This window comes from Enterobacter sp. 120016, assembly GCF_018383635.1.
In the GTDB taxonomy this organism is placed as follows: domain Bacteria; phylum Pseudomonadota; class Gammaproteobacteria; order Enterobacterales; family Enterobacteriaceae; genus Enterobacter; species Enterobacter asburiae_D.
In genome coordinates this window covers 129,517-143,082 of record NZ_JAHAWC010000008.1, presented here as the reverse complement: position 1 = coordinate 143,082, position 13,566 = coordinate 129,517, and the positions used below count along the sequence as shown (strand labels likewise).

Sequence of the window (13,566 nt, the reverse complement as noted above, 5' to 3'; positions counted from 1 at the left end):
AGCGAATTATGATGCCGTCTCATCAGTTGTTTAACAGGGGATATCATTCCTTCAACCAGCTTTTGCCCGAACTTGCTGTTCAACAGACTACTCAGACGGCATTTGAATTCGTCCGCAGCGCCAGAGATATTCACAGCCAAAGCTATGACCAGTTACACCAGCGCGCCGCGTCGCTTGCACAAGCATTAATGCAATACGGGCAGCGGGGCGACCGGGTAATATTGCTTTATCCGGATGGCGAAGATTTTATTGGCGCTTTTTTTGGATGTCTTTATGCCGGCAGGGTGGCGGTTCCCGTCCCGATGCCCGCAAAATCGTCAGGAAGCGCGTGGGAGCGTTTTGCCGGAGTATTACGTAATGCGCAAACGGAATGTATTGTTACGACAGCAAAGGGAGCAGAAACGCTAGGCCAGCTATCGCTTCCGTTATCCCCGCTTATTTTTACCTTCGACAAACCAGACACAGCTGCGCTACCTGCGGGCTATCGTCTGCATCATCTTGAGCGCACGTTCTCCGGGGCATTTCACCCGGTTTCGGTAGCAGAAAACGATCTGGCTTTTTTACAGTACACCTCGGGCTCGACGGGCTCTCCGAAAGGCGTGATGGTGACCCATGGCAACCTGTGGGCTAACTCGCATGCCATTCACCGCTTTTTCGGCCACCACAGCGAAAGCCGGGGCACGATCTGGCTGCCGCACTTTCATGATATGGGGCTTATTGGCGGGCTGCTGCAGCCCGTGTTTGGCGCCTTCCCCTGTCGTGTGATGTCGCCCATGATGCTAATGAAAAACCCGCTTAACTGGCTCAAACAGATTTCCGACTATCAGGCGACGACCTCCGGCGGCCCTAATTTCGCCTACGAGCTGTGCGTGCGCAAGATTGGCCGAGAGCAGGTTGAGGCATTGGATCTTTCGCGCTGGGATGTGGCCTTTTGCGGCGCAGAGCCGATTCGGCCCGCCACGCTCCAGCAGTTTAGCGAACACTTTGCGCCCGCAGGGTTTCGGCCCGGCGCGTTCCTGCCCTGCTACGGCATGGCGGAAACCACGCTCATCGTCACCGGAATGGACAAAGGACAGGGGCTCCGCGTTTCCGACGAGGCCGGTGCGGTGAGCTGCGGGCAGGCTCTGACTGATACCGAGGTGCGTATCGTCGATCCTGACCACCATCAGCCGCTTGCTGACGGTGAGAGCGGAGAAATATGGCTGCGTGGTCCGAGCGTTGCCGCTGGTTACTGGGACAATGACGCCGCCACGCGCGAAACCTTCCAGGCGTCTCTGGCTGGCCATCCGCACCCGTGGCTGCGCAGCGGCGATATGGGTTTTCTCCAGTCCGGTCATTTGTACGTCACCGGACGGCTCAAAGAGCTGCTGATTATCAACGGTCAGAACCACTATCCGACGGATATAGAAGAGACGATCCGTCAGGCCGATCCCGCGCTGGCGGAAGCGACGGTTTGCGTGTTTGCCAGCGAAGCTGAACGCCCGGTTGCGCTGCTTGAGCTGATGACGCGTCATAAAAATGATCTTGATATGGCGGCGCTTGCCCCGCGCATTGCCGCGGCGGTAGCGGAGCGTCACGGCATTACGCTGGATGAACTGCTCCTTGTCGAACGAAGGGCAATCCCCCGCACCACCAGCGGGAAATTACAGCGCACCCGCGCAAAAGTGATGTATCAGCAGGGGACCCTGGACGTGGCGTGGCGCAGCCGCCAGGCCGCGTCTAAACCCGCCGTAACCGAGGGGGAAACCCCACCCGCGCTGGCGGCGCTGATTGCCGGGATAATCAGCAGCGCGATGAATACGACGATCGGCGAATCCCAGTGGGATGACGCGTTTACCCGCTTTGGCATGAGCTCTCTGCAGGCGGTGGGCGTTATTGGCGAGCTTGAACAGCGGCTGGGCCGCGAGCTCTCTCCGGCGCTGATTTATGACTATCCCACCATCAATCAGCTGGCGGCCGCGCTGGGACAACCCGCTGCGGCCCGGCCGGTCAGCTCCGCCGTTGCAGAGAGCGCCATTGCGGTGATCGGCATCGGCGTGGAGCTGCCGGGGCATAGCGGCGTGGAGGCGCTGTGGTCGCTGCTGCTGCAGGGCCACAGCACAACCGGCGAGATCCCGGCGCACCGCTGGCGTACCTCGTCCCTTGACGGTTTTAACCGTAAAGGCAGTTTCTTTGACGAGGTCGACGCGTTCGACGCAGGCTACTTCGGCATCTCTCCCCGTGAAGCCGTCTATATCGATCCGCAGCATCGTCTGCTGCTAGAAACCGTTCAACAGGCGCTAACCGATGCTGGTCTTAAGGCGTCATCCCTGCGCGGTAGCGATACGGCGGTCTTTGTTGGGATCAGCGCCAGCGACTACGCGCTGGCCTGCGGCGATAACGTCTCGGCCTATAGCGGCTTAGGCAACGCGCACAGTATCGCGGCCAACCGAATTTCTTATCTTTATGATTTAAAAGGGCCAAGCGTCGCCGTCGACACGGCCTGTTCTTCCTCGCTGGTGGCGATTGAGGGGGCAATGCAGAGCCTGCGGAGCGGACGTTGCGCCCTGGCCATTGCCGGTGGCGTTAATCTGGCGCTGACGCCGCATTTGCAAAAAGTCTTCACCGAAGCACAGATGCTGGCCCCCGACGGCCGGTGTAAAACCTTTGACGCCCGTGCGGATGGTTATGTCCGCGGCGAAGGGTGTGGCGTCGTGGTGCTCAAGCCGCTGACCCAGGCGCTGGCGGATGGCGATCGGGTTTATGCCACGCTGGTGGCGAGCGCCGTCAATCAGGACGGCCGCAGCAACGGCATTACCGCGCCAAATGGCCCATCGCAGCAGGCGGTCATCCGACAGGCGATGGCGGACGCCGGGGTGGATAGCGATAAGATTGACTATATCGAAGCGCACGGTACGGGAACGGCGCTTGGCGATCTGATTGAATATCAGGCGCTGGAAGCGGTGTTTGCGGATCGGAAAAAAACCGCGCCTGTCCAGGTGGGCTCGATCAAAACCAACGTTGGCCACCTCGAGGCGGCGGCGGGCGTGCTGGGCGTGGTGAAAGCGTCTCTGATGTTGCACTACCGGCAGTTCGTTCCTCACCTCAATTTCCAGCATAAAAACCCGCATATTGCGGCGATTAGCCGTCATGTTGAGGTGAGTGGCGCGCAGCCTGCCTCATGGCATGCCGATGGCGAAGCACGCTACGCGGGCGTAAGCAGCTTTGGCTTCGGCGGTACTAACGGTCACGTGATTTTGCGCAGCGCGCCAGCGGTGGAAAAACGCCAGGAGCCCGCTGCGCCCCACGGCCTGCTTCTGATCGGTTCACATGATGAAGGGGCGTTTGCCCTTCAGCGGGAGGAGGTCAAAAAAGGGTTATCTGCATGCCGGGAGAGCGATATCGCCACCTGGTGTCGGCTGGTGAACACCCGCTACGACGCGGCCCGCTATCGCGGCGTGGCGTATGGCGCGGATCGCACCCAGCTGGCAGAAAGCCTTGCGCAGCTCACGGCCTGCAAGGCGGGTAAAGCCCAGCCCCAGGTCTGGCTCTTCCCGGGGCAGGGCACCCAGCAAATCGGCATGGGTGCAGAGCTGTATCACCATCTGCCGCACTATCGCACCCAGTTTGACGCGCTGGCGACGACCATCCAGCAGCGCTATCAGATTGATATCACGCAGGCGTTGTTTGCCCGAGACGATAGCTGGCAGCGCTGCGCCAGAACGTGTCAGCTCTCCTTATTTGCCTGTAGCTACGCGCTTGCTCAGAGCGTGATGCAGTTCGGCCCGCGTCCAGCAGCCGTGATGGGCCACAGCCTGGGGGAGTACTGCGCGGCGGTTATCGCCGGCTATCTCTCGCTGGACGACGGGCTGGCAATGGTTCATCAGCGCGCGCTGCTGATGTCAGCCCTGACGCAGGAAGGGGCGATGGCGGTCGTCTTCAGCGGCGAAGCCGACGTCCGTCAGATGATTTCGCCCTGGGCGGGCGACATTGATATTGCCGCATTCAATACGCCGACGCTGACCACCATAGCAGGCAGCCAGACGGCGATTGACGCCTGCCTTCAGGCCATTTCTTCTCAGGGTGGTCACGCCAGAAAAATTAAAACCGCCAGCGCATTTCACTCCTCGATGATGGATCCGATCCTCGGTGCCTGGCGCGAGTGGCTGGTCAACAACGTCACCTTCACCCGCGGGACGATCCCGTTTTACAGCAACCTGAACGGCGAGGCGTGCGGCCGAACCGACGCCGACTACTGGACCCGGCAAATTCGCCAGCCCGTGAGTTTCCTTCAGGGCGTGCAAAACGTGCTTGCGCAGGGGGAGTTCACCTTTATCGATCTGAGCGCGGACGGTTCGCTGGGCAAATTTGTGACCGCAACCGACCGCCGTCACCGGGTGCTGGCCGCAGGCGATCGGCGACATGAGTACAAATCACTGCTGACGCTGCTGGGTACGCTGTGGCAGCAAGGGCACGACATCAACTGGAGCGGGATATACCACGCGACCACGCGGGAGGCGCTAGCCCTGCCCGCAATCCAGTTCTGCCGCAAACGTTACTGGCTGGCGGGTGAGACGCCAGCGCAGACCCCATCTGCAAAAGAGGACGCTATGTCAAATCAACACCATTTAGCCGCTGAAATAAAAGCGATAATTGCCGGTTTTCTTGAGGTGGATCCCGCCGCGCTTGACGACTCTCTGCCCTTCCTGGAGATGGGGGCGGACTCGCTGGTGCTGCTGGATGCCATCAATACCATTAAAGACCGCTACGGCGTGGCCATCCCGGTGCGGGCGCTGTTTGAAGAGCTCAATACGCTGGATGCGGTGATCGGTTATGTGGTGGAGCACGCGCAGCCAGCGGCGGCGGCTCCGCTCAGCCCCCCGGAAACCACCGGCCAGGCGGCACCGCCGGCCGTGGCACAGCAGGGCGCCAGCAGGCCGGTGCCTGATACGGTTCAGGATCTGATTGCCCGCCAGCTGGAGCTTATGTCCCAGCAGCTCACGCTGCTCAACGGCACGGCGCAAACTCTTCCGATACCAGCCGCACCCGCGACGCCGGACGTTATCGCGCCTGCGCCTGTCGCGACCCCGGCCGCACCGGTGAAGGCCAGCGCGCACAACAGCTGGTTTAAAAAAGAGACGAAAAAGGTCTCCCTGGGCGCCGAGCGAGACCAGCATCTGGCGCAACTCACGCAGCGGTTTGTCGATAAAACGGGCGGGTCGAAACGCAATGCCCAGCAATACCGCGCCGTGCTGGCGGATAACCGGGCCTCTGCGGGCTTTCGTTTATCCACCAAAGAGATGCTTTACCCCTTAGTGGGGGAACGCTCTCAGGGATCGCGCATCTGGGATGTCGATGGCAACGAGTATATTGATTTTACGATGGGGTTTGGCGCTAACCTGCTGGGCCATGCCCCGGACTGTGTACAGCAGGCGGTAGCCGACCAGCTGGCACAGGGCATGCAGATTGGGCCGCAAAGCGCGCTGGCGGGCGAGGTGGCAACGCTTGTCAGCGAGCTGACCGGCCAGCAGCGCGTGGCATTTTGTAACTCCGGCTCTGAAGCGGTAATGAGCGCCGTGCGCCTGGCGCGCGCCGTGACGGGGAAAAATAAAGTCGCGCTGTTTAGCGGCTCGTATCATGGCGTGTTTGACGGCATTCTTGGGCGACAGCAGGGGGGCGAAACCCCCGAGCGCGCCACGCCGATTGCCGCAGGCACCCCGCCATCGCTGGTGGACGACCTGCTGGTGCTCGACTACGGCAGCGAAGAGAGCCTGGCGCTTATCGCCCGCTATGCCGCCGAGCTGGCGGTGGTGATCGTTGAGCCGGTGCAGAGCCGTTATCCCGATCATCAGCCGCGCGACTATCTGCATGCCCTGCGTGACCTGACGACAGCCCACAACATTGCGCTGATGTTTGACGAAGTGATCACCGGTTTTCGTCTGGCGGCCGGCGGCGCGCAGGCGTATTACGGCGTTCAGGCGGATATCGCCTCCTACGGAAAGATTGTCGGCGGCGGTATGCCGATCGGCGTGATTGCAGGCTCGGCCCGCTTTATGGACAGTATCGACGGCGGATTCTGGCAGTATGGCGATGACTCCTGGCCGCAGGCTGAACTGATCTTCTTTGCCGGTACGTTCTCCAAGCATCCGCTGACCATGGCGGCAAGCAAAGCCGTGCTGGAGTACATCAAAGCCCATCCGGCGCTCTATGACGACATCAACCAAAAAACCGCGCGTCTGACGATGTCGCTCAATACCTGGTTCTCTGCAACCGGTACGCCGATTGAGATCGTCTCTGCCGGCAGCCTGTTCCGTTTCAAATTCAACGGCAACTACGACATCCTCTTCCACCACCTGATGCTGCGCGGCATTTTCATCTGGGAAGGGCGTAACTGTTTTGTCTCTGTTGCACACGCGGACGAGGATATCGATCGGTTTATTGCGGCAGTGAAAGAGAGCGTTAACGCCATGAGCGTGGACGGCTTCTTTGGGGAGGCGGGATTGCGCCCCGACACGCGTTATGCTGCTGCAGACAGCCAGCAGCGTTTTCTGCAGCTGGCCGCGCAGGATGAAAGCGGCCTGTTGGCCGGGACGATCGGCGGCGTCATTGAAACGCCGCGCAATGTAGACAGCGACATCATGCGCGCCGCCTGGCAGCTGCTGTGCGAGCGCCATGACGCGCTGCGTATGCAGTTCACTGACGCGGGCGAACTTCAGGTGGCCCTGGCACCCACCGTCGACGTCTGCGAGGAATACGCTGCGCCTGCCGCCTGTCTCGCTGATTTTGCCGCGCGTCCTTTTGATCTTACCGCCGCGCCGCTGGCTCGCCTGCTGCTGGTCCGCCATGAGGGGAAAACCACGCTCGCCATCTCGGCACATCATTCGGTGGCGGACGGCTGGTCGTTTATGGTGATGCTGCGCGAGCTGCTGCATCTTTACGATGCCCTGGCGTCGGGTAAACGTCCTGAGCTGGCGGCTGCGGCAAGCTATCTGCAGGTCATCCGTGCGCAGAACATCGTCAGCGAGGCGGAGCTATCTGCGCGTCTTGCGGCGCTTCCTGCGCGCCGGGCAACGCCAGACGCTCTTACCGTGCTGGCACCCTCCCGGACGTATCAGGGGCAGCGGCTGGTACAGCGCCTGTCGTATCCGGGCCTGACCGGGCAGCTGCGCAAAGCCTCCGCCGAGCTGCGGGTGACACGATTCGCGATGCTGAATGCGCTCTTTACCCTGACCCTGGAGAAGGCGTTCGGCCACGCTCCGGTACCGGTCGGCGTGCCGGATGCCGGGCGGGATTTCGGGCAGGGCGACGCGCTTGTCGGCCAGTGCGTCAGGCTGTTGCCGCTGTGTATCGACAGCGCTGTTTGCGCGTCGGTGTCCGGGGTCGCCAGGGCAATCCATGACGGTATCCTCGCGCAGCGCGGCGAGCCCGCAATGCCGTCACGCTGCTTCCACGGTCAGGATGCGCCGCTTCCGCTGCTGGCGACCTTTAACGTCGAGCCGCATGCTCCGCTGGCAGAAATGCGGCAGTGGGAGGCCAGCCTGTCGCTGCTCCCGATCGGCGCCGTCGAATTCCCGCTGATGGTTAACATTCTCGAGACGAAAGAGGGGCTGTCCGTCGAGCTGGATTACCAGATGCGCTATTTCACCGAGGAACGTGCCCGCGCGTTGCTGGAGCATTTCCTGAAGGCGATAACCGTGCTGGCCGAGCAGGGAGAAGAGGCTGCCGAAGCATTATTCTCGTCGTCGGAGGCGCTGGCCGCATCATGAAAAAGCTGACGATTATCGTCCTCGCGGGCGCCGTGCTGGCGTTCGCCGTTAACCTGCTGATCGATGCCGGACTGTTTTATCGAGTGCAGGAGAGCGGCGGGGAACAGTGCCAAAAAATAACGGGCATTGAGGGCGCGGAGGATATCGCTCCCTTATCGGACGGCGGGGCGATAGCCAGTAGCCTCAACCGACACGGCAGCGCGCCCGGGGCGCTGTATTACCTCAACGGCGGCGACAAGCCGCAGCGGTTGGCTGGCGACTATCCGGATGCCTTCTTCCCGCACGGCATCGATGTCTGGCAACAGGAGGGCGAGACGTGGGTCTACGTGGTGAACCACCGCCCGCAGGAGGACAGCATTGATGTGTTTCGCTTTAATCGCGCGCAGATGCGTCTCGAGTATCAGCCCGCCCTGTCGCGCGCGGTCGGAAACAACATCAATGATATCAGCGTCATTGATAAAACCCGCTGGCTGCTGACGCGGGACCACCGGTGGAAGGGCTTCGCGGGACGCGTGGAGGACTATCTGCGGCTGCCGCTGTCCAGCGTTCTGCTGGCAGACGAGGCGGGGCTGCATACCCTGATTGATGGCCTGCATTTTGCGAACGGCATTTACTACAGCCGAGCGCGGGGGCGTCTGTACGTGGCGGAAACCACCCGCGGAGCGGTGAGCAGCTGGGCGTGGCAGCCGAGCGAGGCTGCGCCCGTCCTGCTGGGGCGCTTCAGCGGTCTGCATGGCGTCGACAATATCCTGCCGGACGGGCAGGGAATGCTGGTGGCGGCGCACCCGCAGCTTCTGAAGCTGGCCGCCTATCAGAAAGATGCACAGGCGCGTTCACCGTCCATGGTGTGGCGGCTGACAACCGGCGCACAGGGGGAGATCGCTCAGGCCAGTATGCTCTATCAGAGCCACGGCGAGGCGCTGGCGGCGGTCAGCGTCGCCGCGCCAGCGGGCGGAAAGGTGATGATGGGCAGCGTCTTTGACGACGGGCTGCTGCTGTGCGGGGAGCAATAAAATGCTGAAGAGATGGTTTTCCCGACGCGGTCATTTTCAGGGGACGCTTGAGGGACGGGTATTCTCCCTGACGTCCGGCCATACGCTCCTCGAAAGCGCGCTCAACGCCGGTGTTTCCCTGCCGTATAACTGCCAGGTCGGCTCGTGTAAATCCTGTCTTTGCCGGGTAACGAGCGGCAAGGTGCGTTCGCTTGTCGACCTGAGCTATTTGCTCAGCCAGGAGGAGATTGCCGCTGGCCACGTGCTGGCATGCCAGTGTCTGCCGGAATCGGATGTAGCGCTGGCCGCGGCGTTCACGCCCTGGACGTCTGCGCAAATTAAGCAGGCTGTCGCGCTCTCATCAACGGTATGGCGCGTGACGCTGCTGGCGGAGCAGGCGCTGCCCTTTCAGCCAGGACAATACGTTCAGGTCGGTCTCGAAAAGGATAAGGATATCCGGAGCTTCTCCGTCAGCTGGCCGAGCCGCGGGCGAGAGATTGTTCTGGATATCACTCGCCGTGAAGAGGGGCGGCTATCCCCGCTGCTGTGTGATGAGCGGGGGGCTGGCCGGAAGGTGTGGCTCTCAGACTGCCAGGGGCAGTTCGGCCAGCAGGATGACGATAACGGTCCGCTGCTGGCCATCGCCAGTGGATCGGGGCTGGGAACGACGCTGGGTCTGGTCCGCGCCGCGCTGGCGCGTCATCCCCACCGCGAGGTCATGCTGATCCACGCGGTTCGCAGGCGACAGGACACATTCGACCTGCCTGAGCTGCAGCGTCTGCGTCAGCACTATCCCGGTTTTCACTTTCTGCACGCGTTATCCCGGGAGCGCGAGGTTCAGGAGCAGGAGCTGGCAGGCCGTATTACCTGCTGGCTGGACGACTGGCGTGCCCTCTATCCCCGCCGGACGGCGGTAGCCGAATGGCGCGTCGTGATTTGCGGCAATCCAGCGCTGGCGCAGGCGTGCCGGCAAAGGCTGCTTGCCGGAGGGGTGATGAGCCACCTGCTTGAAATGGACTGCTTCTCCCCGCCGGTCGGTGCAAAAAACAGTCATAACAATAAGGAGCCCGTATGTTGAGTTACCTGAGATTTGCCCTTGTCCCCTGCGTTTTTTTACCGCTAACCGCGCTAACCACCCTGCTCGGCGGCGTGTGGATCGTCGTTTCCATGCTCTGCGTGACGCTGAGCTATGTCCTTTTCGATAACGCAACCGCGCACGACACCGCCGATCGCCACTACCGGCTTCCGGCGCTGCTGGAGATCATCCCGTATTTACAGCTCCCGGCCGCGCTGCTGGCGTTGTTCACCCTTATCTGGCAGGCCGCTCCGGGCGATCTGCTCGGGTTTGGCGCATGGCTTTCCGCTCTGACGGGTCACAACGTCATGGCGCTGCATAACCTTGCCCTGCCGGAGCTGCTGCTTGCGGCGGCATCCACCGGCTATACCATGAGCACCAATACCGTGGTGGCCCATGAGCTTATCCACAAAACCCACAGTCTGACGGCGATGGTGGTCGGGCGCTGGCTTCTGGCGCTGGTCGGCGATGCGCAGTTTTCGATTTCACACGTCTATTCGCATCATCCTAACGTGGCGACCCCGGCGGACGGCGCGACGGCGCGTCGTGGAGAGACTGTGTATCGCTTCTTTATCCGTTCTTCTCTGTCGCAGTATGTTGAATCCTGGCAGGTGGAAGCGCAGCGGCTGTCGCAGCAGAACCGGCGCGGCGCCATGCTGGCGAATCGGGTGATGCGCGGAGTGCTGATGAGCCTGCTGATCGTGGCGGTCTGCTTCACGGCGGCGGGCGTCAGGGGCGCGCTGGCGTGTCTGGTGACCATGCTGGTGTCTAAATTCCTGTTTGAAACGGTGAATTACATCCAGCACTACGGTCTGGTCCGCCTTCCCGGAACGCGCGTGGAGCCACGACACAGCTGGGATTGCAATAACCGGGCCTCGTCGGCCGGTCTGTTGAACCTGACGCGCCACTCCGATCATCACACCCATCCGCGTCGTGAATACTGGAATTTGCAGGCGCACAGCTACGCGGTGGGAATAGAAAAAGGATATGTTGCCCATATTTTTTACGCGCTGATACCGCCACTGTGGTTTAAGCGAATGGAAGCAAAACTCGCGTACTGGGACGAACACGTTGCCAGTGACGCAGAGCGTGCCTTGATCCGCCAGTCTGAATCATCCGCGGTTCAGTCCACTGTTCCCTGTGTTTCTGGAGAGTCCCATGAGTGAGCAATTTGATCGACTGATTGAGCAAGCCTACCAGCAGTATCGTGGACCCGCCTACCTGCGCTCTCCGATGTTTTCATGCGTGAAGGCCGGTATCCGCCTGATGGATCGGGTTGTGCCGGGGGTGACCGCCGACTGGCTGGGCAATCGTTTTTTTACGCCGCGCCGGGTGCCGACGCGTGCAAGCGATAAAGAGATAACGGCGCTGGCGAGCCGCATTGAGTCCCTCCCTCTGAGTAATGGTAAACATGCGGTGGTGTACCGCTGGGGCAGCGCGGGACCCACCGTGCTATTAGCCCACGGCTGGGAGTCGAGGGCTTCCCACTTTGGCAGGCTGATCAAGACGCTGGTCGAAAAGGGCTTTCAGGTCATCGGGTTTGACGCTCCCGCGCATGGCGACGCGGCAGGACGCCAGAGTAGCATCGTCGAGTTCATTGAAATCATTGAACAGCTGGCGCAGCAGGAAGGTGGTTTTGACGCGATTGTGGCGCACTCTTTTGGCGGTTTATCCGTCATTAATGCGGTAAAGGTGGGATTGCGGACCCGCGCGCTGGTTATCGTAGGGGCACCGACGCACTTTAGCGGGCTGGTCACCAAATATGCCGCGATCCTGAATCTCCCGGGACGCCAGCAGCAGAGGCTGCGCCGGTATATTGAAGGGTACTTTGGCATTGGCGAGGCGGTATGGCAGCGCTTTAACGCCTATGAGGGGCTGCAGCAGGTCGATCAGCCCGCCCTTGTTATTCACGACAGCAGCGATGACATTGTATTGCGGGTGGAAGCTGAATGCCTGGTCAACGCCTGGCCCGGCGCGAGGCTGGCAGAGACCCACGGTCAGGGGCATAATCCGCTGCGCCGTCCGGGGGAGGGGATCGACATGGTGATGACCTATCTGGCCCCCTTGCTGGCGTCAGGCAATGATCGTGATAACCCTGTCGCCTGAGAGCTGATAATAGCCCTGGATCCGGCTGCCCTGTACGCGTTGGGGGGAAAGCGTCCGGGTCAGCTCCAGGACGATCCTCTGCTGTTCAGGCGCGATGTGGCACACGCGGGCCGCGTCAAAATCGAGGACGCGGCCAACGTCAGGATAGAGCGCTTTATAGAGACTCTCCTTCGCGGAAAAGGTCATCAATAGCGCGCTGGCTTCGTCGAACGGGCTGGCGGCAAGGCACTCCCGCTCCTGCGGTGTGGTAAACAGGTGCGCTGTCCGCTGGATCGTCTCGGGTGCCAAAAACTCAATGTCGACGCCCGGCGTCAGGCCCGACGCCTCTGGGGCAACGACCGCCAGCGCCCATTCCTGAGAATGTGACAGGCTTCCCCGCCAGCCGGAAGGCCACACCGGAGAACGGTCCGGCGCGCTGCCCGGCGTAGCGTCACAGCCCCAGGATTTCAGCACCCGCTGCGCGGCGTAACGTGCCGCAAGATACTCCGCCCTGCGTTTGACCACGGCGCTATCGAGCTGACCGGGAAAGGGGATGCCCCAGTTATCAAAGAGTCCGTCATGGTAATCACGCGCGGTGAATGAGACCAGGCAGTAGCGCAGTGCGGGAAAAGGGTCGACGTTACCCATCTCAACGGAGTGAATAAAAGGGGGCGCTGAATCTGTGTTTATCGCAGTAAACATAGCGGGGTATCGGTATCTGTCGGGGGAACAGAATGCCATATAAGTGCGGGCCGGGTAAGGGAAATCACCCGGCCGCAGGAAAGAACGGTGACACCGTTACAGAATGGCTTTAATGCTCTGCGCCAGCGGCGTAGTCGCGCGCCCAATCAGTTTGCTCAGCGTATGGCTATCGTCAAAAAGTCCCCCTTTGGACGCGCCCACATCGGAGTCCGCCAGCATATCTGCCAGCCCGGCAGGCAGGCCGACGCTTTTCAGCGCGGCGGCAAAATCCGCTTCACTGAGGTTCTGATAGGTTACCGGCTTCCCGCTCTGCTTGCTGAGTTCAGCCGCCAGTTCGCTCAGCGTCCAGCCGTGGTCGCCCGCCAGTTCATAGACCTTGCCTGCATGGCCTTCTTCAGCGATCACTTTGGCTGCCGCCGCGGCATAGTCAGCACGGGTCGCAGCGGCAATTTTGCCGTCGCCTGCCGCACCAATAAACACGCCGTGTTCCAGCGCAGGCGGCGCGCTCGCCAGGTAGTTTTCGGTATACCAGCCATTGCGCAGCAGGGCATAAGGAATGCCGGACGCCGCCAGCGCTTTTTCAGTGGCAACGTGTTCAACGTGCAGACCCAGCGGTGATTTGTCCGCATGCAGCAGGCTGGTGTAGGCGATAAATTTCACGCCTGCCGTTTTGGCGGCGTTAATCACGTTCTGGTGCTGGGTTGCGCGCTGGCCGACTTCGCTGGAAGAGATCAGCAGCAGCTTATCAACGCCGCTCAGCGCGGCGGTGAATGCGGCTTCATCCGTATAGTCCGCCTGACGAACCACAATTCCCTGCTGGCTTAAGGCCTGCGCTTTCGCCGGGTTACGTACGATGGCCACAATCTGGTTGGCCGGTACGGTTTTCAACAGCTGTTCAATAACGAGATGGCCAAGCTGGCCGGTAGCGCCGGTAATCGCGATCATGATGAATCTCCTTCGTGTTTGT

General features: G+C 61.2%; 7 protein-coding genes. 5 read left to right on the top strand and 2 right to left on the bottom strand.

Going from position 1 to position 13,566, the window contains the following annotated elements; all coding sequences use genetic code 11:
* Positions 1-11 precede the first annotated feature (11 nt).
* Genes KIF87_RS13720 through KIF87_RS13700 form a run of 5 tightly spaced genes read left to right on the top strand, consistent with a single transcriptional unit; the run spans position 12 to position 11,918 of the window.
* Positions 12-7,745 carry a type I polyketide synthase gene (locus tag KIF87_RS13720; protein WP_213329057.1) on the top strand — a complete coding sequence of 2,578 codons (7,734 nt, stop codon included), beginning with the start codon at positions 12-14 and terminating at the stop codon, positions 7,743-7,745.
* Positions 7,742-8,758 (top strand): arylesterase, encoded by a 1,017-nt coding sequence (locus KIF87_RS13715; protein WP_213329029.1) that lies wholly within the window; start codon positions 7,742-7,744, stop codon positions 8,756-8,758. Before KIF87_RS13720 ends, KIF87_RS13715 begins: the two co-directional genes overlap by 4 nt.
* Position 8,759: 1 nt before the next feature.
* Positions 8,760-9,815, top strand: coding sequence for a 2Fe-2S iron-sulfur cluster binding domain-containing protein (locus KIF87_RS13710; protein ID WP_213329028.1), 1,056 nt, complete (start codon positions 8,760-8,762; stop codon positions 9,813-9,815).
* Positions 9,809-10,978 carry an alkane 1-monooxygenase gene (locus KIF87_RS13705; RefSeq protein ID WP_213329027.1) on the top strand — a complete coding sequence of 390 codons (1,170 nt, stop codon included), beginning with the start codon at positions 9,809-9,811 and terminating at the stop codon, positions 10,976-10,978. The genes KIF87_RS13710 and KIF87_RS13705 overlap by 7 nt, the downstream gene beginning before the upstream one ends.
* A complete protein-coding gene (locus KIF87_RS13700) occupies positions 10,971-11,918 on the top strand; it encodes an alpha/beta fold hydrolase (protein WP_213329026.1) in 948 nt (315 codons plus the stop codon). Before KIF87_RS13705 ends, KIF87_RS13700 begins: the two co-directional genes overlap by 8 nt.
* Here the strand turns inward: KIF87_RS13700 and KIF87_RS13695 are convergent.
* Together KIF87_RS13695 and KIF87_RS13690 are read right to left on the bottom strand one after the other, a co-directional pair.
* Positions 11,886-12,599: a 4'-phosphopantetheinyl transferase family protein gene (locus tag KIF87_RS13695; RefSeq protein ID WP_213329025.1), complete on the bottom strand. Its 714-nt coding sequence runs from the start codon at positions 12,597-12,599 to the stop codon at positions 11,886-11,888. The two genes, KIF87_RS13700 and KIF87_RS13695, sit on opposite strands and share 33 nt — an antisense overlap.
* Before the next feature lie 96 nt (positions 12,600-12,695).
* Positions 12,696-13,544 carry an SDR family oxidoreductase gene (locus KIF87_RS13690; RefSeq protein WP_213329024.1) on the bottom strand — a complete coding sequence of 283 codons (849 nt, stop codon included), beginning with the start codon at positions 13,542-13,544 and terminating at the stop codon, positions 12,696-12,698.
* Positions 13,545-13,566 lie beyond the last annotated feature (22 nt).

Excerpts from the sequence above, each read along its gene's own strand:
- KIF87_RS13720 (WP_213329057.1), top strand. The coding sequence starts at position 12 with ATGCCGTCTCATCAGTTGTTTAACAGGGGATATCATTCCTTCAACCAG.
- KIF87_RS13715 (WP_213329029.1), top strand. The coding sequence starts at position 7,742 with ATGAAAAAGCTGACGATTATCGTCCTCGCGGGCGCCGTGCTGGCGTTC.
- KIF87_RS13710 (WP_213329028.1), top strand. The coding sequence starts at position 8,760 with ATGCTGAAGAGATGGTTTTCCCGACGCGGTCATTTTCAGGGGACGCTT.
- KIF87_RS13705 (WP_213329027.1), top strand. The coding sequence starts at position 9,809 with ATGTTGAGTTACCTGAGATTTGCCCTTGTCCCCTGCGTTTTTTTACCG.
- KIF87_RS13700 (WP_213329026.1), top strand. The coding sequence starts at position 10,971 with ATGAGTGAGCAATTTGATCGACTGATTGAGCAAGCCTACCAGCAGTAT.
- KIF87_RS13695 (WP_213329025.1), bottom strand. The coding sequence starts at position 12,599 with ATGTTTACTGCGATAAACACAGATTCAGCGCCCCCTTTTATTCACTCC.
- KIF87_RS13690 (WP_213329024.1), bottom strand. The coding sequence starts at position 13,544 with ATGATCGCGATTACCGGCGCTACCGGCCAGCTTGGCCATCTCGTTATT.